Annotated in this window: 20 protein-coding genes; 9 read left to right on the forward strand and 11 right to left on the reverse strand. The window is 59.2% G+C overall.

Features of this window, described 5'->3' with window-relative positions; all coding sequences use genetic code 11:
- Positions 1–25: 25 nt before the first annotated feature.
- Entirely contained in the window at positions 26–433 is a 408-nt protein-coding gene (locus AC1RL4_RS26405) for a DUF3224 domain-containing protein (RefSeq protein ID WP_230172513.1), read from the reverse strand.
- Between the two features lie 263 nt (positions 434–696).
- On the reverse strand, positions 697–1,353 hold the full coding sequence (locus tag AC1RL4_RS26410; protein ID WP_204123785.1) for a VOC family protein: 657 nt from the start codon (positions 1,351–1,353) through the stop codon (positions 697–699).
- An 856-nt stretch (positions 1,354–2,209) separates the two neighbouring features.
- Here AC1RL4_RS26410 and AC1RL4_RS26415 point away from each other — a divergent pair.
- Complete coding sequence (locus tag AC1RL4_RS26415) at positions 2,210–2,896, forward strand: hypothetical protein (protein ID WP_204123786.1); 687 nt, start codon at positions 2,210–2,212, stop codon at positions 2,894–2,896.
- 289 nt (positions 2,897–3,185) lie between these two features.
- Here the strand turns inward: AC1RL4_RS26415 and AC1RL4_RS26420 are convergent, their stop codons facing one another.
- Together AC1RL4_RS26420 and AC1RL4_RS26425 are read right to left on the reverse strand one after the other, a co-directional pair.
- Positions 3,186–3,830, reverse strand: a complete 645-nt coding sequence (locus AC1RL4_RS26420) for a DUF2268 domain-containing putative Zn-dependent protease (protein WP_204123787.1) — start codon at positions 3,828–3,830, stop codon at positions 3,186–3,188.
- Between the two features lie 204 nt (positions 3,831–4,034).
- A complete protein-coding gene (locus AC1RL4_RS26425; RefSeq protein ID WP_204123788.1) occupies positions 4,035–4,190 on the reverse strand; it encodes a hypothetical protein in 156 nt (51 codons plus the stop codon).
- Positions 4,191–4,508: 318 nt separating this feature from the next.
- On the opposite strand from AC1RL4_RS26425, the gene AC1RL4_RS26430 reads away from it, so the two are divergent.
- Positions 4,509–5,624 carry a Gfo/Idh/MocA family protein gene (locus AC1RL4_RS26430; protein ID WP_028940428.1) on the forward strand — a complete coding sequence of 372 codons (1,116 nt, stop codon included), beginning with the start codon at positions 4,509–4,511 and terminating at the stop codon, positions 5,622–5,624.
- Positions 5,625–6,078: 454 nt separating this feature from the next.
- Here the strand turns inward: AC1RL4_RS26430 and AC1RL4_RS26435 are convergent, their stop codons facing one another.
- Together AC1RL4_RS26435 and AC1RL4_RS26440 are read right to left on the reverse strand one after the other, a co-directional pair.
- Positions 6,079–6,327, reverse strand: coding sequence for a DUF1652 domain-containing protein (locus tag AC1RL4_RS26435; protein ID WP_019579377.1), 249 nt, complete (start codon positions 6,325–6,327; stop codon positions 6,079–6,081).
- A gap of 193 nt (positions 6,328–6,520) precedes the next feature.
- Complete coding sequence (locus AC1RL4_RS26440; protein WP_230172510.1) at positions 6,521–8,017, reverse strand: helix-turn-helix transcriptional regulator; 1,497 nt, start codon at positions 8,015–8,017, stop codon at positions 6,521–6,523.
- A gap of 168 nt (positions 8,018–8,185) precedes the next feature.
- Between AC1RL4_RS26440 and AC1RL4_RS26445 the strand changes: the two genes are divergently transcribed.
- Together AC1RL4_RS26445 and AC1RL4_RS26450 are read left to right on the forward strand one after the other, a co-directional pair.
- Positions 8,186–8,620: a YeeE/YedE family protein gene (locus AC1RL4_RS26445; protein ID WP_096480067.1), complete on the forward strand. Its 435-nt coding sequence runs from the start codon at positions 8,186–8,188 to the stop codon at positions 8,618–8,620.
- A 2-nt stretch (positions 8,621–8,622) separates the two neighbouring features.
- Complete coding sequence (locus AC1RL4_RS26450) at positions 8,623–9,036, forward strand: DUF6691 family protein (RefSeq protein WP_230172509.1); 414 nt, start codon at positions 8,623–8,625, stop codon at positions 9,034–9,036.
- 21 nt (positions 9,037–9,057) lie between these two features.
- Here the strand turns inward: AC1RL4_RS26450 and AC1RL4_RS26455 are convergent, their stop codons facing one another.
- Positions 9,058–10,341 (reverse strand): Zn-dependent hydrolase, encoded by a 1,284-nt coding sequence (locus tag AC1RL4_RS26455; RefSeq protein WP_019579380.1) that lies wholly within the window; start codon positions 10,339–10,341, stop codon positions 9,058–9,060.
- A 123-nt stretch (positions 10,342–10,464) separates the two neighbouring features.
- Positions 10,465–11,949, reverse strand: a complete 1,485-nt coding sequence (locus AC1RL4_RS26460; RefSeq protein WP_230172507.1) for an NCS1 family nucleobase:cation symporter-1 — start codon at positions 11,947–11,949, stop codon at positions 10,465–10,467.
- A gap of 622 nt (positions 11,950–12,571) precedes the next feature.
- Between AC1RL4_RS26460 and hydA the strand changes: the two genes are divergently transcribed.
- The 3 genes from hydA (at position 12,572) to preA (ending at position 16,810) form a co-directional block, all read left to right on the forward strand.
- Positions 12,572–14,011, forward strand: coding sequence for a dihydropyrimidinase (gene hydA, locus AC1RL4_RS26465; protein ID WP_018929684.1), 1,440 nt, complete (start codon positions 12,572–12,574; stop codon positions 14,009–14,011).
- Between the two features lie 156 nt (positions 14,012–14,167).
- Positions 14,168–15,535: an NAD(P)-dependent oxidoreductase gene (locus AC1RL4_RS26470; protein ID WP_026331706.1), complete on the forward strand. Its 1,368-nt coding sequence runs from the start codon at positions 14,168–14,170 to the stop codon at positions 15,533–15,535.
- Positions 15,536–16,810: an NAD-dependent dihydropyrimidine dehydrogenase subunit PreA gene (preA, locus tag AC1RL4_RS26475; protein ID WP_019579384.1), complete on the forward strand. Its 1,275-nt coding sequence runs from the start codon at positions 15,536–15,538 to the stop codon at positions 16,808–16,810.
- Positions 16,811–16,849: 39 nt separating this feature from the next.
- On the opposite strand, the gene AC1RL4_RS26480 is transcribed toward preA, so the two are convergent.
- Entirely contained in the window at positions 16,850–17,470 is a 621-nt protein-coding gene (locus AC1RL4_RS26480) for a TetR/AcrR family transcriptional regulator (RefSeq protein ID WP_007937670.1), read from the reverse strand.
- A 139-nt stretch (positions 17,471–17,609) separates the two neighbouring features.
- On the opposite strand from AC1RL4_RS26480, the gene copC reads away from it, so the two are divergent.
- Together copC and copD are read left to right on the forward strand one after the other, a co-directional pair.
- Positions 17,610–17,975, forward strand: a complete 366-nt coding sequence (copC, locus tag AC1RL4_RS26485; protein ID WP_018929687.1) for a copper homeostasis periplasmic binding protein CopC — start codon at positions 17,610–17,612, stop codon at positions 17,973–17,975.
- Between the two features lie 3 nt (positions 17,976–17,978).
- The gene (copD, locus tag AC1RL4_RS26490) at positions 17,979–18,839 is read left to right on the forward strand and encodes a copper homeostasis membrane protein CopD (RefSeq protein ID WP_230172506.1); all 861 of its coding nucleotides are present in this window, start codon (positions 17,979–17,981) and stop codon (positions 18,837–18,839) included.
- Positions 18,840–19,002: 163 nt separating this feature from the next.
- Here copD and AC1RL4_RS26495 read toward each other — a convergent pair whose 3' ends face one another.
- Positions 19,003–20,151 carry an HlyD family secretion protein gene (locus AC1RL4_RS26495; protein WP_019579387.1) on the reverse strand — a complete coding sequence of 383 codons (1,149 nt, stop codon included), beginning with the start codon at positions 20,149–20,151 and terminating at the stop codon, positions 19,003–19,005.
- On the reverse strand, positions 20,148–21,812 hold the full coding sequence (locus AC1RL4_RS26500; RefSeq protein WP_019579388.1) for an MFS transporter: 1,665 nt from the start codon (positions 21,810–21,812) through the stop codon (positions 20,148–20,150). Before AC1RL4_RS26500 ends, AC1RL4_RS26495 begins: the two co-directional genes overlap by 4 nt.
- Positions 21,813–22,010 lie beyond the last annotated feature (198 nt).

A 22,010-nucleotide genomic window follows, 5' to 3' on the forward strand; every position in this document is an offset into this window, starting at 1 on the left:
CATTACCTCAAAACTTACTTCTGACCTATTCGAGTTGGTAATTCAACCAAATATGGTGCGTGCCATCGGTATCGACTTTGATCCCTCCTGATCCCGATATCCCTCTCAAATCACCTGTACCACTGCCTCCGACTATGCAGAAAAATTCATCTGCCCGATCAGTGCCGGTTGTGGAGGCAGAGTGGATGAAATTGAAGGCGCCTTCTTTTCCATTCACCGCACCTTTTAAGCTCTCAATAGCGATGTAACTGCCCGTCCTGGTCGTCTGATCGAACGCCGCAGTAAAAACTGTTGAGGAAACACCGTCGATAGCACCCGAGTAGAATTTCTCCATGGTGCTGATAGACACTGGTAAGGAGGTAGTAATCTCGGGGGTTGGGCTCAGGCCTGTTGGTTTGAAATTCTTAGTAGCAAAAGTGGCTAACGCTTCCATTCACATCCGTCCCTATCCAAATGAGTGAGGTTCTCATTCTAGTCCACAGCACAGCACGCACTGAGCCAAAAAACGCTCTACGGAGCTAAGCCTATTTCCATCTATGTGGCAGCAACTTCGCAGAGCCATATCGGTTTTGGGGGGGCGTACTCATAAGCTCCCGGCCAACCGCGCTGCTGAATCTAAACTTCAATGACGTACACACCAGCGCCCCCAGCGTTGGGATCAGAACGAGATGTCGGCTGAATAGTTAGGCCAATCCATCACCAGTTCATAATCATCGGCAACCCAGGACGGAAATCGTGTGTCTGGCCACTTGCGCCATGATCGATTTCCAATACGACCAGATGCTCATCACCATGAACAATTTCAAATCCTTTCAGCTGATTTGCGCAGTTCGCAGGGGTAGAAAAAGCTTGGCTGTTGGGGGTGGTAACTCGCACAGATGTAATGTCGCGAAAGCCGTTGGGATGTTCAAACGGCTGCGCTCGCTCAATCGGAGCCTCATCTGGTCTCTTGGCAAACGAAAGAAAAAACCACATCGGTTCGGATACAGGCGCATGCCCCACGTCGACTTTCAGGGCAGCTGGTAAGTAAACAGGTCGATATTCCCAGACCGGAAATATTGGCTTCTCGCCTACGGTGGATGGTCTGAAGCAAATTCCAAAGGGCGCGGCGACTCCATCTGCGCACTTGAGTCGGTCAAAGAGTTGGGTTGGCGCCGTTAACTGACTTTGAGCTTCTGATTCATCGGTGAGATGTAAAAGCTCAATGAAAGAATTTCGGAAGAAGAACCTTCTATTGGCAGTGCCTTGGCCTGGGTGTACGTTTGGCGTCCCTTCAGCGAGCCCGAGGGCTTTCAGAGCATCAGCGCCTCGCCCGTCATCACTCACACAAATAAAAATGTGATCTATTTCCATCGTTAATTCCCTTTAATCCTGTGATTTGATTGCCCAATTATTTGGCGGAAGGTCAGCAACTTCACTCGCCCGATGCGTAGGCAGCCGCGTGAGATCGAAGAGTTCCTACTTCATAAATGGAGCGAATCACATTCGGACTGGATTGGTGAGCGCTACGCCTCGAATAGGGCGATTCCAAGCGATGGGTGAGAGTAAGAATACTATGATAAGGAAAGCTATCTGGGACAGGTAGAACGGCTCCAGCCACTGCTGCTTCAATGCAACATAAAAAGTGTTATGGGTTACGTCTACCAAAATAATCGCTACCGTAAGCACGATTCCGGCTCTTGGCCTGATGAAAAGTAGCAGTGCTGCGAGCGGGTCAAAAAACGTAAGCGCCCCCCAGAAAATACGGCTAGCCAAGTAAGCGTTAGGCCCGTATCCGTAGTCCCAGAGCAACCCATGCGAAACGTCTGCACGAATGTGATTAGCGGTTGCGATGAAAAGGCAGCATGCGAACAAAATTCTGACGGCGAATGACAATTTTGGCATAGCGTTATCTACATTCGTGACCTATGCCATGCATGATAGCGGGATCGACCAACGACGCTAGCCGTTACAAGCTGAGAAGGTGTGATCGCTGAATAACTTCGTGTCGACCAGTTGAATCCACAGCCATGAACCGCCACTCGGCATCAATGCTGCCAGCCAGTTATGCTCGCGCCCACTACAAAATCAGATATGGAAAGTCTACTCAGCAGCTGATTTGATGGCCGGTCATAGCGTCTGAGAAATGGCTTCAACTCGACCATCAGGAAGTCCCCCATGATACTCGTGGGGCAACGCTCAGCCTGACTACTTTAAGGAGATCAACATTTTGACGGACCGCATCACAAGAGAGGAAAGCCTCCGCAGCTTCAGAAAGCATCTGCGTATCGACGCAGCCCTGTTTATAGCGAGCATGGTGGGAGCTTTTACCCTTAGCGGTTTTGCACACCTGGAGAAATTTTATCTAACACTGGATGTGCCGATTGATCGGGTGAGCATCAGCGCGCAGCAGTTCGTGGCCTACGGAGCCGCCGGGTTTGGGTCCTTCCTTGCAGCTCTGGTGTTCGCAATGGCTCTGGTCGGAACAGTAACCCTTCTTTTGGTACTTTTTGAGAAACCAGGAAACGACACGGGCAAGCCCGTCATAGTGCCGAAATGGATGGCCAACATGCGCGACCGGGCTGTTGAAAATCGAGGCGCGTTTGTGGTTGTCGGCTCCATTTGCATACTCGCGCTTCTGCTGATGTCTGCTTGGTATCTCTTGGTGCGGGTGCCATCGAACGCAGGACGGGCGGCGGCGCTGGAACTCGCTTCAGAATGTATTGTTCGCCAAGTGGTTTACGCAAATCTCGACCAGTACGAGGGATGCCAGGTAGCAGAGTCTGGCGACATGCTCTACTTGCTTAAGCGACACCACGCTGACTCAATGGGCGTTGAGTTCCATACGCTTGAATTACCGAAATCAGGCCTGAAAAGTGTTACAGGGCAAGTGCAGAAACTCACGTATAAGCAATGACCTCTACATGCCTAGGTGGGTGGATTACGAAGAGTGGAATTGCATTCGCTATAAATGCGCTGCGTGGAGCCGCGATGGTGTCATCCCTACCGACGAAATCCGGGCGTGAAACTGCTGAGTCTGGTGCGAAAAACTCATCGCGCTGAAGTCCGGGCATACGCTATCAGCCAGCTCTCCACGCATAGGGTCGATTACGGCGTACGCGCCCGGCAATCCCGTCTTGCGTAGTGTCATTGCCTTGGCAAGCAATGACTGGCGGGGCCATCTTGATGACCTAAGCCCGAACGTTTTAGATAACTGCGAGCACTCCACGAAACGCTTGTGCCTCTATCTCCACGAGACTAGAAGATGTACTGCCCTCATGCTCCAACAGGAATCGTTTTACGAGCTGAAATCCAAGGGAATAGCCCAACCATCTTGGGAGGTCAGATGCACCAAAGAACCACGCGTCGTGACCATAATCCTTGCGACTCCAGTAGCTTTCCGCCATTCCGATATGGCGTCGAATGTCAGACACATCGAGGCGCTCCCATGGTTCAGGTAAACCACCACAGATTTCCTGTGCAAAAGCGCCCGCCAGCCCCTCCGAAACAAGCGCTTCACCTAATGATGATCCATAACCTGGCCCATCCCATCGGGCGGCATGGTGAAGTTCATGTGCAAACATTCGTTCGAGCGACGCGTCTTGGTTTGCTCTGAAAATGTCACTTGCAGGATCTACGGTCAAAAAAATAAGACCTGGTTCCGACGCATATCCTAGATGCCCCTTTTCTGGAATGACATGAGTGCCAGCTTTCACTATCACATCAAGTGGGCGCAACGGCATCAACGCACTTGCTTTTGCGTAGGTTTCTAACAGGCGGGTGTGAAGCCAATCACGGTGATCGATAAGCGCGCCGCGCGCGTCGATGAAATGGAAATTTATGGATGTCATTATTATGCCTCCTTGCATAAAGCCTTGCGTAACGCGATAGGTTGCCAACTATGGCCCGGTACTCGCGCGCATGTCCATCGGCTCCGTGGCGAGCCAGATGGAGTCGATGCGAATCATCTCAGCAGGTCTCGGAGAAAGGTTACGCAGGCAGCAGCATTTTCAGTTGGCCAGTTCACTTTGACGGTGCCACGTGGGTGCTGGATTTCAACACAGATATTCGGTGACGCGGCTTGCGAATTTGCCATTCGTTAGCCGGACAATGCCGCCGTGCTGGAATCCTGCAGAATCACGTACAACCTTTGCTTCATGACGGTCACCATCAACAAAAACATAGGCCGTTTTTTCGAGATCCTTCGACATAGCCACCGCTATTCGAGCTTGGTTGCATTGCTCAAACTTGATTAATTAGTGGCCAACACATCTGTGGTGTCTGTCCCGTCATCAAAGCCCGCGATTTGTGGCTGATCTGCACACCTGGAAACGATAGAGGCCGCTAGCAAGACGCACAAGCCAGCAGATTCCGGCGTTGTTGTAGGCAATGACGCAAGGCGGTGTAGCCATTCTCAGCGCTTCCTGACCTCGCCAAGAAAAAGAATATTTATTCCACTTTATTGCATGTTACGAATTTTTATTCCATAAATAGCCCTCCTGAAAATAAAAATCCAAAGGACCCCGGCTATGCGCGAACTCGGTATCGGACTCATCGGCACAGGTTTCATGGGCCGCGCCCACGCCCTGGCCTTTCGCAATGTCAGCGCTGTTTTTGAATTGCCGCTGAAGCTCAAACTCGCCGCCCTTGCCGACGCCGACCCGCAGCGCGCCCGCCACTGCGCCGACGCCTGGGGCTTCGATGCTGCTCACAGCGACTGGCAACAGCTGATCGATGACCCCAAGGTCAACCTGATCGCCATCACCACCCCCAATCATCTGCACTACCCCATGGCCATGGCTGCCATCGCCGCCGGTAAACCGGTGTATTGCGAAAAGCCGCTGGCGGTCAGCCTCCAGCAGGCCAGTACCATGCACCTTGCAGCCAAAGCCGCAGGCGTGGTGACGCGGGTGGGTTACAACTATCAGCACAACCCGATCATCGGCCTGGCTCGGGATTTGATTCAAAACGGCGCGCTGGGGCAGATCATCAGTTTCCAGGGCGAGTTCAGCGAAGACTTCATGGCCGATCCCGTTTCACCCTGGTCCTGGCGCTGCGACGCCAATTACGCCGGCGGCGCCCTGGCGGACCTGGGCAGTCACTTGCTGGCCATGGCCCGTCATCTACTGGGCGACGTCGAGGCGGTGTGCGCGGATACCCAGACCGTGCATGCGCAACGCCCCGTGACGGCGGGTGGTCAGGAACGACGCGAGGTCGCGGTCGACGATCAGGTCCACGCGTTGCTGCGGTTCGCCAACGGCGCACGAGGGACGTTCAGCAGTAGCTGGCTCAAACACGGTTACAAGAATCACCTGAGTTTTGAAATCAGCGGCACCCAAGGCACCCTGGCGTTCGATCAGGAACGCTTGAATGAACTGCGGTTGTATCGTGCCGGGCAAGGCGGTTTCCAACGGCTGCTGGCGGGGCCGGATTTGCCGGGTTACGCCGCCTTCAGCCCGGCGCCGGGGCACCAGTTGGGTTACAACGAACTCAAGACCCTTGAAGTGCATGAGTTGGTGATGGCGCTGGCCGGTCTCGGCCAGGACGGGACCGATTTCGAGCAGGCGTGGGAAGTCGAACGCCTGGCGACGGCGATTCGTCTGGCGGCACGGGAGTCGCGGTGGGTCAGGATCGAGGAAGTCTGAACCGACGCTCAGGTCATACACCGCCAGTTGCACGTGCTACTGGCGGTACACCAGACCCGGTTTACTGAGTGACGCAACGGGTCAGGGTCGTGGTTCGGGTCACCTGCCCTTCAGCCCTCATATCACCCTGTACATCGGTGCTTTCGGTGGTCGAACAGGTACGAACCGGTGTCGGTGGTGGTACGGCCGGGGGTGGAGGCGGCGGACTGGCGCAACCACCCAGAATCGCCACGCAAAGTGCGAGCGACAGTGGTGAAAAAGCACATTTCCCAAAACTGTTCATAGGCTGACCCGCGGTAAGTAATCGACATTTTCCGCGACTCGAAAACCACCCCGCGAACCCGCGGCCCTGTCACAGAAAAGAAATACCCTCGCATTCCTTATAGCTTAGCTACCCGCCAATGCCAGAAAGACAGTAACCACTGCATTACCGCTGGCCTGCGGGATATGACGCCTAAAGAGCGGAGGATCGATTCAAGCCACTGCTTTCAAGCTCATAGCGCAGCTCTTCAATCAACGCCGCCACTGCCTCCGGCGTCCGGAGCGTCGCCACGTTCAACCCGCTGACCACCAGATCCACCTGCCCTGTCGCCGGATGGTAAAGCTTCACCGTCAACGAATTATCCCCGGCAAGCGCACACTCACAGGCCAACGGCAAAAAGCTCCGCTCCAACTGCATACGCAATTGCACCAGATAACTCATCCCGACTCACCTTGGCGACAGCGTAAAGCCGACTGCCCGCTTGTTCTTTTCGCACCCATGAGGTTGTTCCTTCAGCTGCATCGAAGAGGACGCGATACCGGGCCCAAGCCACGTCTCGCACCCCGACAGCCTAGAAAAAGCCCCATATGATCAATACATGAAATTGCACCACCCGCACTAGTGCATTTGCACCTTAACGTTGCCCCTTGATCCGCTTCACGCCGGAGAACAGACCTCGCTCGCGAGCCCAGACAATCGCCTCGCTACGGCTATGCACATCGAGTTTGGAATACACCGTCGACACATGATTGCGCACCGTATTGGGTGCCAGCTTCAGACGCGCAGCAATCTCCTTGTCGGCCAGGCCTTCACAGATCAGGCCGAGCACATCGCGCTCCCGGGTGGTCAGGTCGGTGAACGACACACTGAGTAACTGCGGCGAATTGACGTTCTTCACATTGGCCAGTTTTTCGATCAGCGTGCGGCTGAACCAGGACGCATCTTTCATCACCTCTTCGATCGCCGACACCAACTCCAGCTCGGTGCGTTTGCGCTCGGTGATGTCCATCAACACCAGCAGGTAACAAGAGCCATCCTGAATGTTCACGGTGTCCGCCGAGACCGCACAATCAATCAGCCCGGCATCCTTCCTGCGCACCCTGACATCGACACGATCCACCCGCCCCGTCTTCTCCAGAGCTGTAAACAGTCGAGTGCGAGCGCCCGCTTCATCAATGAAACCGAGTTGCGCCACGGTCTTGCCGAGCACTTCATCATTGGGAAATGCGAGGGACTCGAGGAAGGCTTCGTTGACGTCCATCACCACTTGGTCGGCGGCGCGGCACACCAGGATCGGCACCGGAGTGAGGCGAAACGCTTTGGCGAACCGTTCCTCGCTCTGGCGCAGGGCGATTTCGGCCTTGTGCCGAAGCTCCATGTCGACGAAGGAAAACAGCATGCAAGCTTCGTCGTTGAGCTCAAGCGGTTGCCCGGCAACGATCACTTGCTTGCTGCCACCGTCGGCCAATCGCAGCTCGGCCTGCATCTGCGGAATGGTGGCGCCGTCACGCAAACGCTGCTTGGCCAAGTCCTTGTTCTCGGCGCGCTCCAGCACATCCAGCTCATAAGCCGAAGCGCCGATCACCTGATCACGGGCATAGCCAGTCATTTCCACGAAGCCCTGGTTGACCTTGATGTAACGTAAATCGCTGAGACGGCAGATCACTGCCGGGGCCGGGTTGGCATTGAAGGTCTTTTCGAAACGCTGCTCGGCGCTGGCCCAGTCGGTGACGTCGTTCATGATCAGCACCAACGACTCCGGCTCACCGGCACGGTCCGCCAGCACCATACTGCGCACGCTGTGAACCCAGGTGCGCTCTTCATTTTCCAGCTGCGTCACCTCCACCATCACATCGCTGAACGTCTCGCCACGGGCCACGCGGCTGATCGGATAGTTCTCGATCGCTACCGGATGATTGTTGCGATAACGCAAGGCAAAACGTTTGGCGTACTCCCCGGCATTGGCCCCCAACTCGCCAATCTCGCTGACACCGTGCATGGCCAGCGCGGCGTCATTGGCCCAGAGAATGGTCTGGTCGAGCTCCAGCAGAATCACCCCATCAGACAGGCCGGCGATGATCTGCTGCAACTGGCGGCGATTGGTTTCAGTGCTCAGGACGTCCTGGCTCATTGGAACTCCACAATTGCGGCGGCACTTTTGCGCGCTGCCCAGTGAAGATTACGACCGCAGGCGTTTGTGATAGTGCAAAGCCCGGCACCCGCGGCCTCCCAAAGTAGCCCTATGCTCAATACGGAAAGAGTGGTTTAGTGCCGCTTTTTGTCTATACGGAGAGTTGCCATGGTGTTTGATTCTCTTCACTTCACCCCCTGGTCTGCCCTCGCGGGAGGAGCGCTGATTGGCCTCGCCGCCAGCGTAATGGTGGTGGCCAACGGGCGAGTTGCCGGGATCAGCGGGTTGTTGGGCAGCCTGCTTGAGCGAAATGATTCAGGACGAGGTGAAAAAGCCCTGTTCCTGCTTGGACTGTTGGCGGCACCGTTGGTGTGGGCGCTGTTTCATGTGTGGCCGGCCATCGAATTCAAAACCGGTACGGTGGGGCTGATCGTCGCCGGATTGTGCGTCGGCATCGGCACTCGTTATGGCTCCGGCTGCACCAGTGGCCACGGCGTGTGCGGTATCTCGCGCCTGTCACCACGCTCCATTGCCGCGACATTGAGTTTCATGTTCTCAGGCTTCGTGACCGTGTTCGTCCTGCGTCATCTGCTGGGGTATTGAACATGCGCAAACTGACCGCTTTCCTCGCCGGCCTGCTGTTCGGCGTCGGCCTGTTGCTGGCCGGCATGGCGAACCCGGCCAAAGTGCTGGGTTTTCTGGACATTGCCGGCCTGTGGGATCCCTCACTGGCGCTGGTCATGATCGGCGCCATTGCCGTGGCTTGGGGGCCGTTTCACTGGGCCATGAAACAACCGACGTCCTTGCTGGGTGCGCCTATGCAATTGCCGGTCAGCCGTGAGCTGGACCGACGCCTGATCGGTGGCAGCCTGCTCTTCGGCATCGGTTGGGGTATTGCCGGCATCTGCCCCGGCCCGGCACTGGTGTTGTTGCCGACGGGGCACTGGCAGGCCTGGGTGTTCGCCATCGCCATGCTGGCGGGGATACTGATGTTCAAGGCGCTGCAAACCCGCCGTTGAGCATCCCCGCCAGGCCAGTGGTCAAGCCGCCTGCTTACCACTGGCAATCGCCTGCGACGCCGCCAGCATCGCCCGCAACAACACGGCGCACCCGGCGGCCAGATCATCCGGCGCGGCGTTTTCGATTTCGTTGTGGCTGATGCCACCTTCACAAGGCACGAAGATCATCCCGGCCGGGCCGAGTTCGGCGAGGAAGATTGCGTCGTGCCCTGCTCCACTGACGATGTCCATGTGCGACAAACCGAGCCCTTGAGCAGCACCGCGTACCGCTTCGACGCAGCCCTTGTCGAAATACAGCGGCGGGAAGTCGGCGGTGGGTGTCAGTTCGAAGCTCAGGCCGTGTTGCTCGCAGGTGGTTTCGATGACCTCGCGGACTTCGGCGATCATTGAGTCGAGTCGCGCCGGTTCCAGATGACGGAAGTCCAGGGTCATGCGCACTTCGCCGGGAATCACGTTGCGCGAGCCGGGATAGGCTTGCAGGCAGCCGACGGTGCCGCAGGCGTGGGGTTGATGACCGAGGGCTGCGCGATTGACTGCGCCGACGATCACCGCGGCGCCGACCAGCGCGTCCTTGCGCAAGTGCATTGGCGTCGGGCCGGCGTGGGCTTCGACGCCGCGCAGTTTCAGGTCGAACCATTTCTGCCCGAGGGCCCCCATCACCACGCCGATGGTTTTGTGTTCGTCCTCAAGAATCGGGCCTTGCTCGATGTGCGCCTCGAAATACGCTCCCACGGCATGACCACTGACCTTGCGCGGCCCGGCGTAACCGATGGCGTTCAAGGCTTCGCCGACGGTCACGCCCTCGGCATCGACCTTGGCCAGGGTCTCCTCGAGGGTGAATTTTTCCGCGAACACGCCGGAGCCCATCATGCACGGGGCGAAGCGTGAGCCTTCCTCGTTGGTCCAGACCACCACTTCCAGCGGCGCTTCGGTTTCCACGCCGAGGTCGTTGAGGGTGCGTAAGACTTCGACCCCGGCCAGCACGCCGAAGCAACCGTCGAACTTGCCGCCGGTGGGCTGAGTGTCGATGTGGCTGCCGGTCATCACCGGTGGCAGGTTCGGATTGCGCCCCGGACGACGGGCGAAGATGTTGCCGACAGCGTCGATGCTGACGGTGCAACCGGCCTCCTCGCACCACTTCACGAAGATATCGCGCGCCTGGCGGTCGAGGTCAGTCAGGGCCAGCCGGCAGACACCGCCCTTGACCGTCGCGCCGAGCTTGGCCAGGTCCATGAGCGACTGCCACAGACGGTCGCGATTGATGTGCTGATGGGTGGATTGCAGAACGTCTACAGCAGCGTTCATGGTGATCTCCTCAGTTCTTCTAGTTCCCACGCTCTGCGTGGGAATTCATCCATGGACGCTCTGCGTCCGATTCTGGGACGCGGAGCGTCCCGGGCTGCGTTGCCACGCAGAGCGTGGGAACGATCAAACTGTAGATTTCGCAACAGACGGGCTCGGCCGCATCGAACACAACCCGTAGTAAATCAGCCCGCCAAGGGCCGAGCCGGTGAACCAGCCGTAGCTGTAGAACCAGCTGAAGGCATCGCTGCCCAGCGACAGCAGCGTCAACACCACCGGCACGCCGAATGCAATGAAGCCGAACCAGTTCCACGCCGGATACACGTCGTCACGATAGAGGCCGGCCAAATCCAGTTGCTGTTTCTTGATCAGGAAATAGTCCACCACCATGATCCCGGCGATCGGCCCCAGCAGGCTCGAATAGCCGAGCAGCCAGTTGGAATACACCGTCTCCAGGCTTAGATCCGAGACAATCAGCCCGAGCTTTTTCAGCAGTTCATGGGCCATCAGCGCCAACCCGACCACCCCCGTGAGCATCACCGCCGTGGTGCGGTTGATGTACTTGGGCGCAACGTTCTGGAAATCGTTGGTCGGCGACACGATGTTGGCCGCGGTGTTGGTGGACAAGGTGGCGATGATGATCAGCGCCATGGCCAGTGCGACCCAGACCGGGCTCTGGATATGGCCGATCAGGGTGACCGGATCAGAGACAGTGACACCCACCAGTTTGACCGACGCGGCCGTCATCACCACGCCGAGGGAGGCGAACAGGAACATGGTCAGGGGTAAACCGATGATCTGCCCGACGATCTGGTCCTTCTGGCTTTTCGCGTAGCGGCTGAAGTCCGGGATGTTCAGCGACAACGTGGCCCAGAAGCCGACCATGGCGGTCAGCCCGGCGGCGAAATAACTGGCCACGCCGGCCCCTTCCGGACGCTTGGCCGGGATCGCCAGCAACTCGGTCATCGATACATTCGGCATGGCCCACACCAACAGCCCCACGCCCACCAGCACCAACAACGGCGCCGAGAGGGTTTCCAACCATTTGATCGAGTCCGCGCCACGAATCACCACCCACAGGTTCAAGGCCCAGAACAGCATGAAGCCGATCACCTCGCCGGTACCGCCAAGGGCCTTCCAGCCATCGAACACCGAGCCGAGAAACAGGTGAATCGCCAGCCCGCCGAACATGGTCTGGATGCCGAACCAGCCGCACGCTACCAGGGCACGGATCAGGCACGGGATGTTGGAACCGAGAATGCCGAAGGACGAGCGCAGCAATACCGGAAACGGAATGCCGTACTTGGTGCCGGGGAAGGCATTCAGGGTCAGCGGGATCAGCACGATGATATTGGCGAACAGAATCGCCAGCAGCGCTTCGCCCACGGTCAGGCCGAAGTAGGCCGTGAGCACACCGCCGAGGGTGTAAGTCGGCACGCAGATCGCCATGCCGACCCACAATGCGGTGATGTGCCATTTGTTCCAGGTTCGTTCGCGCACCTTGGTCGGTGCCATGTCGTGGTTGTATCGGGGACTGTCGAGGACATCGCTGCCGGCTTCGAGCTCAAACAAGCCGTCGCGCTCGGTCACTTGCGATCTGATCTGTTGCATGGCCGCTCCACTGTTCTTTTGATTATTTTTGCTCATCAGAGGCTGGCGCAATGCGCGCGAGCCGGACGATGGCCGGAGAAACTGACAACTTTTACGGACCGGCCACGGTGCCAGCGGCGGCATCAATAAACGTGCCGGGTGCCCCGCTTGCGCCTCGGGCAGTGCCATAAAACTTTGCTAACCAACTGATGTTAATCAGCTTTATTTATCCAACTAGCGAGTCCCCGGTCAGTTGCCCTGTCACTCAGGCCGAATGCCAGGCAAGTTGTCCGAACAGTCAGGACTCAATCTGGTGCGTCGATCTTTTTTTGAAAGGTTGCGCATCAACCATAGACCATCCTCAACCGGCTGATTTCACATAGAAAATCTTGACCATATTTCCAACCTGTCAAGTGCGTCAAAATGGTGAGCGGCCTCACCATTTTGGTGATTTTCACTTTTTATCGTTATTTATCAAACAGTTAAAACAGTAATAAGCTTATAAAAAATATTCTTGCTCAATCCACAAACTGCAGCTAGCGTCTATTCTTGACAGCGCTGACAGGAATACACCGATTGGCGTCTGCTTCATATAAAACATCTAGAACCGGCAATAGTCGGTCATGCCTGCGAGGAACTCGGAATGTCTCTGTTGATCCGTGGCGCCACCGTTATTACCCATGATGAAAGTTATCGCGCCGACGTCTATTGCGCTGACGGCGTGATCAAAGCCATCGGTGAAAACCTCGATGTTCCCGCCGATGCGCAAGTGCTCGACGGCAGCGGCCAATACCTGATGCCCGGCGGCATCGATCCGCACACCCACATGCAACTGCCCTTCATGGGCACGGTGGCCAGCGAAGACTTTTTCAGCGGCACCGCGGCGGGATTGGCCGGTGGCACCACGTCGATCATCGACTTCGTGATACCCAACCCACAACAATCATTGATGGAGGCCTTTCATCAATGGCGCGGCTGGGCCGAGAAGTCGGCGTCTGACTATGGCTTTCACGTCGCCATCACCTGGTGGAGCGAGCAAGTCCGCGAGGAAATGGCCGAGCTGGTCAGCCAGCATGGGGTCAACAGCTTCAAGCATTTCATGGCTTACAAGAACGCGATCATGGCCGCCGACGATACGCTGGTGGCGAGTTTCGAGCGTTGTCTGGAATTGGGCGCGGTGCCGACCGTACACGCGGAAAACGGCGAGCTGGTCTATCACCTGCAACGCAAGTTGATGGCCCAGGGCATCACCGGGCCGGAAGCGCATCCGCTGTCGCGGCCTTCGCAGGTGGAAGGTGAAGCCGCGAGCCGGGCGATCCGCATTGCCGAAACGTTGGGCACGCCGCTGTACCTGGTCCACGTCTCGACCAAGGAAGCCCTCGACGAAATCACCTATGCCCGCGCCAAGGGCCAACCGGTCTACGGCGAAGTGCTGGCCGGGCATCTGCTGCTGGACGACAGCGTTTACCAACACCCGGACTGGCAGACCGCCGCCGGTTACGTGATGAGCCCGCCCTTCCGTCCACGCGGTCATCAAGAAGCCCTTTGGCATGGCCTGCAAGCGGGCAACCTGCACACCACCGCCACCGACCACTGCTGTTTCTGCGCCGAGCAAAAAGCCGCTGGCCGTGACGATTTCAGCAAGATTCCCAATGGCACCGCCGGTATCGAAGACCGCATGGCGGTGCTTTGGGATGAAGGGGTGAACACCGGGCGTTTGTCGATGCAGCACTTCGTTGCCCTCACCTCCACCAACACCGCGAAGATCTTCAACCTCTACCCGCGCAAAGGGGCGATTCGTGTCGGGGCCGATGCCGATCTGGTGCTGTGGGACCCGGAAGGCACGCGGACGATTTCAGCCAAGACTCACCACCAGCAGGTCGACTTCAACATCTTCGAAGGCAAGACCGTGCGTGGCGTACCGAGTCACACCGTCAGCCAGGGCCGTGTGGTGTGGGCCGATGGTGATTTGCGCGCCGAGCGTGGCGCGGGCCGGTATATCGAACGGCCGGCGTATCCGGCGGTGTTTGATTTGCTGAGCAAGCGGGCTGAGTTGCACAAGCCGACCGCAGTGAAACGCTGAAATCGAGGCCTTCGGCCTTCGAGGGCAAGCCTCGCTCCTACATTTGGAATGCGTTCCCCTGTAGGAGCGAGGCTTGCCCGCGAAGAAGCCGGCCCAGACAACACAAAACCAATGCCCACCAGAGGCAGTACCTCAATTAACCGTGAGGCCAACACCGTGATCAAGACTTTGAACCACCTCCCGCATCCCCATGAGGACGCGGCCGCCCTCGCCGGCCATTTCACCGACCTGGCGCCGCCGCTCAACGAGCGTCAGGCGCATCTGGAAGCCTCGCGCTGCCTGTATTGCTACGACGCGCCGTGCGTGAACGCGTGCCCAAGCGACATCGACATTCCATCGTTCATCCGCAATATCCATCAGGAAAACGTGCAAGGTGCGGCGCAGAAGATCCTCTCGGCCAACATCCTCGGTGGCAGTTGTGCCCGGGTCTGTCCGACGGAAATCCTCTGCGAGCAAGCCTGCGTGCGCAACAACGCCCAGGAATGCGCGCCGGTACTGATCGGCCTGCTGCAACGCTATGCCGTGGACAACGCACACTTCAGCGAACACCCGTTCCAGCGCGCCGCCGCAACCGGCAAGCGCATCGCCGTGGTGGGTGCCGGCCCGGCCGGTTTGTCCTGCGCGCACCGCAGCGCCATGCACGGCCATGACGTGGTGATTTTCGAGGCCCGGGAAAAGGCCGGCGGCCTCAACGAATACGGGATCGCCAAGTACAAGCTGGTGGACGATTACGCGCAGAAGGAGCTTGAGTTCCTGATGGGAATTGGCGGGATCGAGATTCGCCACGGGCAGAAACTCGGCGACAACCTGACTCTGAGCGAACTGCATCAGCAATTCGACGCGGTGTTCCTCGGCCTCGGCCTGGCCGCCAGCAAACAATTGGGCCTGCCCAACGAGGATGCCCCCGGCCTGCTCCCCGCCACCGACTACATCCGCGAACTGCGCCAAGCCGATGACCTGACGCAACTGCCGCTGGCCGAGCGCTGCATCGTCCTCGGTGCCGGCAACACCGCCATCGACATGGCCGTGCAAATGGCCCGCCTCGGTGCCCGGGACGTCAATCTGGTGTACCGCCGTGGTGTCGCGGACATGGGCGCTACCGCTCACGAACAGGACATCGCCAAGGCCAATCAGGTGCGCCTGCTGACCTGGGCACAACCCGAAGAGGTGCTGCTCGACGATCAGGGCAACGTGCGCGGCATGCGCTTCGCCCGCACCCGCTTGGAGGAAGGTCGCCTGCAAACCACCGGCGAAACTTTCGAACTGGCCGCCGACGCGATCTTCAAAGCCATCGGTCAAGCCTTCGACACCGACGCCCTCGCCGACCCGCTGGCCCGTGAACTCAAGCGTCAGGGTGATCGCATCCTGGTCGATGAACAGCTGCGCACCAGCATTCCCGGCGTGTATGCCGGTGGCGACTGCACCAGCCTCGATCAGGACCTCACCGTGCAAGCCGTGCAGCACGGCAAGCTGGCCGCCGAGGCGATCAACGCTCAACTCATGCTCAACGTGGAGGCTGCGTAAATGGCCGATCTCTCGATAGTCTTCGCCGGCATCAAGGCCCCCAACCCGTTCTGGCTCGCTTCCGCGCCGCCGACCGACAAAGCCTACAACGTGGTCCGTGCGTTCGAGGCCGGCTGGGGTGGCGTGGTCTGGAAAACCCTGGGGGAAGACCCGGCGGCGGTCAACGTGTCGTCACGCTACTCGGCGCACTTCGGGGCTAACCGTGAAGTGATGGGCTTCAACAACATCGAGCTGATCACCGACCGCTCCCTGGAAATCAACCTGCGGGAAATTACCCAGGTCAAAAAGGACTGGCCGGACCGCGCACTGATCGTGTCGCTGATGGTGCCCTGCGTCGAAGAGTCGTGGAAAAATATCCTGCCGCTGGTGGAAGCCACCGGCGCCGATGGCATCGAGCTGAATTTCGGTTGCCCCCACGGCATGCCGGAACGGGGCATGGGCGCGGCGGTCGGCCAGGTGCCGGAATACGTCGAACAAGTCACTCGCTGGTGCAAGACCTATTGCTCGTTGCCGGTGATCGTCAAGCTCACGCCGAACATCACCGACATCCGCGTCGCCGCCCGTGCCGCCCACCGTGGCGGCGCCGATGCGGTGTCGTTGATCAACACCATCAACTCGATCACCAGCGTCAATCTGGAGCGCATGGTCGCCAATCCCGCCGTCGGCAGCCAAAGCACCCATGGCGGTTATTGCGGCTCGGCAGTGAAGCCGATTGCGTTGAACATGGTCGCCGAGATCGCCCGCGACCCGCAGACCCAGGGCTTGCCGATCAGCGGCATTGGCGGCATCGGCAGTTGGCGCGATGCGGCGGAATTCATTGCCCTGGGCAGCGGTTCGGTGCAGGTGTGCACGGCGGCGATGCTGCATGGTTTCCGGATTGTCGAGGAGATGAAGGACGGTTTGTCACGCTGGATGGACAGTCAGGGTTACGCCAGCGTGTCGGATTTTTCCGGGCGCGCAGTGGGCAATACCACGGACTGGAAGTACCTGGACATCAACTATCAGGTGATTGCGAAAATCGATCAGGAGGCGTGCATCGGTTGCGGTCGCTGCCACATCGCTTGCGAAGACACCTCGCACCAGGCGATTGCCAGCCTCAAACAGGCCGATGGCACGCATAAATATCAAGTGATCGATGAGGAGTGCGTGGGCTGCAACCTGTGCCAGATCACTTGTCCGGTGCAGGATTGCATCGAGATGGTGCCGGTGGATACGGGCAAGCCGTTTCTGGATTGGAACCATGATCCCCGCAATCCGTATCACGTTGTGGTTTGATCGCCGATCATTCCCACGCTCTGCGTGGGAATGATCTGGTTACGGCTCCAACCCGATCCCGCGCAAGATCACACTGGTCACCGTCTGCACCGCCCGTTCGAACTGCATGTCCGACAACGGCTGATGATCATTCAGGATGTTCACCTGATGATCGAAGTCGGCGTAGTGCTGGGTCGAGGCCCAGATCATGTACAACAGGCTGGAAGGCTCCACCGGCAGGATGCGTTTGTCTTCCACCCACTGGCGAATTTTCGCTTCCTTCATCTTGGCCCAGTCGTACAGACTCGCGTCCAGCTTCTCACCGAGGGTCGGCGCGCCGTGGATGATTTCGTTGGCCCAGACTTTCGAACCGTACGGCCGGCTGCGGGAATGGTTCATCTTGGCGCGGATGTAGCTGCTGAGCACCACGCGCGGGTCGTCGAACATCTCGAAGCACAGGGCGTCCTGCTTCCAGACCTCCAGCAAACCCAGGAGCACCGCGCTGTACAGCTCGCTCTTGGTGCTGAAGTAGTAATGCAGGTTGGAGCGCGGCAGTTGCACTTCGGCGGCGATGTCGGCCATCGCGGTGCTGCCGAAGCCTTTTTCGGCGAAGACCTTTTCGGCCGCCAACAGGATTTTTTCGACGTTACTGCGACGAATCTCGATCTTGTGATTGCCCATGAGGGCTCCCTGACAACAGCGTTGCTCAAGACTAGCATCCGCTCTACGTCGCGGCGACAGGGGAAAACGAAACTTCGTACAGCGGCCCTGCGGCAGGTAAACTGCCCGCCACTTTGAACCTGCCGCTGAGGTCTTCACGATGCTGATCAAGAACGCCCTGACCACCGCTGCCCTGCTCGGCTCGCTGCTCGCCGCCTCATCGGTGTTTGCCCACGCCCATCTGAAAAGCCAGACCCCGGCGGCCGACAGCACCGTGCAGGCGCCAACGGAACTGCGCCTGGTGTTTTCCGAAGGGGTTGAAGCAACGTTCACCAAAGTGAAAATCAGCAAGGACGGTGCCGACGTACCGGTAAAAAGCCTCGTCACCGAAGGCAGCGACAAGAAAACCCTGGTCGTCACCCCGGCAGCGCCGTTGGCCGCAGGCGATTACAAAGTCGAATGGCACGCCGTGTCGGTCGACACCCATAAAAGTGAAGGCGCCTACCGCTTCAAGGTGGGTCAGTAATTCATGACCGATGCGCTGGTGCTGTGCCGCTTCCTGCATTTCACCGTGGTGCTGATGTTGTTCGGGGCCTGGGTGTTCAGGCCTTTGCTGTTGGGCCGCGAAACGGTGTTGCTGGATACGGCCCTGGCGCGAGTGACCCACTGGCTCAGCGTGGTGGCGTTGCTCAGCGGCGTCGGCTGGTTGCTGCAGATCACCGCCAGCATGGCCAGTTCCCCGGAGGCGGCATTCGACCCGGCGACGCTAGGCCTGGTGCTGAGCAATACCTTTTTCGGTCAGGTGTGGCGCTGGCATCTGCTGCTCAATCTGTTGCTCGTGGCATTGTTGTTGACGCCCTGGCGTTCCAACATGGCCTGGCGCATCAGCCTTGCCAGCCTGCTGCTGGCGACCCTGGCCCCGGTCGGTCATGGCGCCATGCTCGATGGCCTGCAAGGCCGGCTGCTGATCCTCAACCAGATTGTTCACCTGACATGCGTCGGCGCCTGGCTCGGTGGGTTGATGTTGCTGGTGATGATCCTGCGCCAACCGGACGATCATCCCTTGAGCGCAATACTGCAACGCTTCAGCGGGATCGGTTACGCGTTGGTGGCGGGGTTGGTGATGACCGGCCTGATCAACGTGCGTGTACTGACCGGCGTGTTCTGGCCGACACCGTTGCTGTCCGGGTTTGCGCTGATTCTGTTGATCAAGGCTGTGCTGGTGATCGCGATGCTGGGGTTGGCGCTGTTCAATCGGTTGCGGGTCAAGGATTGCCAGCAGCGTCCGGGGCTGTTGCGCACCAGCGTCATGCTGGAATGGATACTGGGGATCGGCGCGGTAGCAGCGGTTTCACTGCTGGGCACCCTGCCCCCGATGATCGCCAACTGAAACACACCCCACCTGTAGGAGCCCCCTGTGGCGAGGGGGCTTGCCCCCGTTGGGTTGCGAAGCAGCCCCAAAGTTTCTGTTGTACCAAAAATCCTGTGAGTGCTACGCACTCAAACGGGGGCAAGCCCCCTCGCCACAGGTCACCCCCCACAAGAGTTATGCGTTAGTCAGGGGTACTGGGATCCCCTTCGGCAGCGGTATCAATACTCACCACCACCGACATCCCCGGCCGCAGCCGCTCACTCTGCTCCTGATCGGCATCGACGCTGATCCGCACCGGCACTCGCTGGGCAATCTTGACGAAGTTGCCAGTGGCATTGTCAGCCTGCAACAAGCTGAACTCGGAGCCTGTGGCCGGTGAAATCCGCTGCACCCGCCCGTGGAATTTCTGGTGGTTCAGCGCATCGACGGTGAAGCTCACCGGCTGGCCGACCCGCACGTTGTCCATCTGGGTTTCCTTCATGTTGGCGATCACCCACAACTGGTTCGGCACCAACGCCATCAGCTGCGCCCCGGAGTTGACGTAGGCGCCGAGGCGCACGCCAATCTGCCCGAGTTGACCGTCGCGCGGCGCCACCACGCGGGTGTTCGACAGGTCGATCCGCGCCAGTTGCACCGCCGCCTCAGCACTGGCCACCGCCGCTTCCAGCGAGCCGCGATTGACGATCACCGTTTGCAGATCCTGGCGGGCGATGTCCAGATTGGCCTGGGCTTGCGCCACGGCGGCAACGGTCTGGGCGTTGGCGGCCAGGGTTACGTCCAGCTCGCGTTTCGACACCGAGCCATCACCGACCAGCTCTTTGTTGCGGCGCAAATCCGCTTCACTTTTGCGCAACTGCGCCTGGGCGTCGGCGACGGCGGCCTGACGCAACTTGATGGTCGCCTCGGCGCTGTTGCGTTGCTGCACCACGTTGGCCAGCGCGGCTTTCTGCACCGCCAGTTGCGCCAGGGACTGATCGAGACGCTGCTTGTAGATGCGGTCGTCGAGACGCACCAGCAAATCGCCGGCCTTCACGAACTGGAAATCCTGCACCGGCACTTCGTACACGTAACCGCTGAGTTGCGGGCCGATGATCGTCACCTGCCCGCGCACCAGGGCGTTTTCCGTAGTCTCGACCGCGCTGCTGAACGGTGGCAGTTGCCAGGCGTACAACACGATCAGTACACCGACGAGAGCAATCGCCGCAAAGCCCAGGGACGAGATGATCCGCACCCCCAGCGAGCGCGGTTCAGAGCCCGGCGAGGATGGCGGCGTCACGCCTTCGGGGGTGGCGGCAATAGTGTTGGTGGTCGTGGTGGTCGGTTCGGTCATGAAGAAGTGGCACCGCTGGATTGTTTGGTTGGAGTGGCAGGCGCCGGGGCGACGGCTTGGGTAGTGCTCATCAGCCACAGGGCGCGAATGGAAATCCAGATCATGGTCAGCACCGCGATCACGGCAATCAGCATGAACACGTCGTTGTAGGCCAGGATATTGGCCTCGCGGGTGGCGGCGACGGCCAGGCTACGGATGCCCTGCAGGTTGCGCAGGCTCGGGTCGGCAATTATCGAGCCGACCGCGTTGCCGCCGCTCTGGACCCGCGCCGCCACACGCGGGTCGAGCAACGTCAGCTGCTCGACGATGTGACTGGAATGAAACTTCTCGCGCGCGATCTGGAACGTCCCCAGCAGTGCCGCGCCAATCAGGCCACCGAGGTTCTGGCAGATACCGAACAGCACCGAGAAACTCACCAGGTTGCGCGGGCTGGACAGCACGTTGCGCATGCCGTAGACCATGGTCGGCCCGAGGAAAAACGTCCCGCCGAAGGCCAGCAGAAACTGACTGAAATACAGGTTTTCCGGGCGGGTCAGGTTGTTCGAATAACTGTCCATCACCGAACCGACCGCCATCAGCGCCAAGGAGATGTTCAGCGGCATGATCAGGTGCTTGGGGTCGATGGTCAGGGCGCTGGTGGCAAGGCCAGCGATACTGCCGATCAACATCACCACATACAGGCTGTGCAGCTGCTGACTGCTCATGTTCAGCGCTTGCATGAACCCCACCGCGCCGGTGGACTGCTCCGACGTCACCATGCGGATCAGGATCACCGCCAGGGCCAGGCGAATCATCGCCCCGCTGCCGAGCCAGCGGGTCATCAGCATCGGGTTGCTGCGATTGTGCTCGATGGCCAGGCCCGTGAGGATCAACACGATCGAAGCCGCCGAGGCCACTCCGATCCACTGCGCCTCGAGCCACCAGTCGATCCGCCCCAAAGACAACACCGCGCAGAGCAAGGCCACGCCACTGGCGAGGATGGCGAAGGTCAGGAAGTCGAGTTTTTCGAAGGTCTTGAAACGGTCACCCGGCGGCAGTTTCAGTAGAAAAACGCAGCCCAAAGACAACAGCGCCATGCCCAGTTCGAACAGGTACAGCCCGCGCCATTCGGCGATTTGCAACAGGTCTTCGGAGAACAACCGCGCCATGGGCAAGGCCAGTTGCGAGGTGCCGAGGCCCAATACCAGCGCCTTCATCCGCCATTTCGCCGGGAAGGCCTGGATCATGTAATACAGGCCCAACGAACTCAGCGCTGCGCCGACCATGCCGTGGGCCGCGCGCACGGCGATCGCCGAACTCAGGTCGTTGACGAACAAATGGCCGAAGGTCACCAGCGCATAGAGCATCAGGAACACTTCGGTGAACGCCCGCAGGCCGAACTGCTGACGAAACTTCACCAGCAGCAGGTTCATCGACACGTTGGTCATGACAAAGGCCGCCGGCAGCCAGGCCATCTCGGCGGTGGTCGCGCCCAGCGCGCCTTGCAGGTACGGAAGGTTGGCGACCACCAGCGAGTTGCCGAGACCACCGGTCAATGCCACCAACACACCCACCAGCGCGTAGGCCAGCCGCCTGGGGTTGGAGTGCAACGGCGTCGAGGGCGATCCGGGCAGGCTGGGCCGCTCGTGGGGCTGCCAGTCGCGCGGGGTGTAGTGATTCATTCGATGGCCTTGGTTCAAGGAGTGTTGTCAGTTTGCCGCAAAATCACGGGGAGAACACACCCTTGCAAACACGAGCCTGTGGCGAGGGGGCTTGCCCCCGTTCGGCTGCGAAGCAGTCGCAATTCAGACAACTCGACATGCAGGAAAAAATAGGGGCCGCTTCGCGCCCCAACGGGGGCAAGCCCCCTCGCCACAGGA

This window comes from Pseudomonas sp. GW822-FHT07A10 (genome assembly GCF_058798795.1).

Bases quoted from the DNA above. Each gene is read 5' to 3' on its own strand.
- copC (WP_018929687.1), top strand. From the start codon at position 17,610: ATGCTGATCAAGAACGCCCTGACCACCGCTGCCCTGCTCGGCTCGCTG.
- AC1RL4_RS26455 (WP_019579380.1), bottom strand. From the start codon at position 10,341: ATGAACGCTGCTGTAGACGTTCTGCAATCCACCCATCAGCACATCAAT.
- copD (WP_230172506.1), top strand. From the start codon at position 17,979: ATGACCGATGCGCTGGTGCTGTGCCGCTTCCTGCATTTCACCGTGGTG.
- AC1RL4_RS26430 (WP_028940428.1), top strand. From the start codon at position 4,509: ATGCGCGAACTCGGTATCGGACTCATCGGCACAGGTTTCATGGGCCGC.
- AC1RL4_RS26435 (WP_019579377.1), bottom strand. From the start codon at position 6,327: ATGAGTTATCTGGTGCAATTGCGTATGCAGTTGGAGCGGAGCTTTTTG.
- hydA (WP_018929684.1), top strand. From the start codon at position 12,572: ATGTCTCTGTTGATCCGTGGCGCCACCGTTATTACCCATGATGAAAGT.
- AC1RL4_RS26445 (WP_096480067.1), top strand. From the start codon at position 8,186: ATGGTGTTTGATTCTCTTCACTTCACCCCCTGGTCTGCCCTCGCGGGA.
- AC1RL4_RS26450 (WP_230172509.1), top strand. From the start codon at position 8,623: ATGCGCAAACTGACCGCTTTCCTCGCCGGCCTGCTGTTCGGCGTCGGC.
- AC1RL4_RS26500 (WP_019579388.1), bottom strand. From the start codon at position 21,812: ATGAATCACTACACCCCGCGCGACTGGCAGCCCCACGAGCGGCCCAGC.
- AC1RL4_RS26410 (WP_204123785.1), bottom strand. From the start codon at position 1,353: ATGGAAATAGATCACATTTTTATTTGTGTGAGTGATGACGGGCGAGGC.
- AC1RL4_RS26460 (WP_230172507.1), bottom strand. From the start codon at position 11,949: ATGCAACAGATCAGATCGCAAGTGACCGAGCGCGACGGCTTGTTTGAG.
- AC1RL4_RS26425 (WP_204123788.1), bottom strand. From the start codon at position 4,190: ATGTCGAAGGATCTCGAAAAAACGGCCTATGTTTTTGTTGATGGTGAC.
- AC1RL4_RS26480 (WP_007937670.1), bottom strand. From the start codon at position 17,470: ATGGGCAATCACAAGATCGAGATTCGTCGCAGTAACGTCGAAAAAATC.
- AC1RL4_RS26405 (WP_230172513.1), bottom strand. From the start codon at position 433: ATGGAAGCGTTAGCCACTTTTGCTACTAAGAATTTCAAACCAACAGGC.
- AC1RL4_RS26440 (WP_230172510.1), bottom strand. From the start codon at position 8,017: ATGAGCCAGGACGTCCTGAGCACTGAAACCAATCGCCGCCAGTTGCAG.
- AC1RL4_RS26420 (WP_204123787.1), bottom strand. From the start codon at position 3,830: ATGACATCCATAAATTTCCATTTCATCGACGCGCGCGGCGCGCTTATC.
- AC1RL4_RS26495 (WP_019579387.1), bottom strand. From the start codon at position 20,151: ATGACCGAACCGACCACCACGACCACCAACACTATTGCCGCCACCCCC.
- preA (WP_019579384.1), top strand. From the start codon at position 15,536: ATGGCCGATCTCTCGATAGTCTTCGCCGGCATCAAGGCCCCCAACCCG.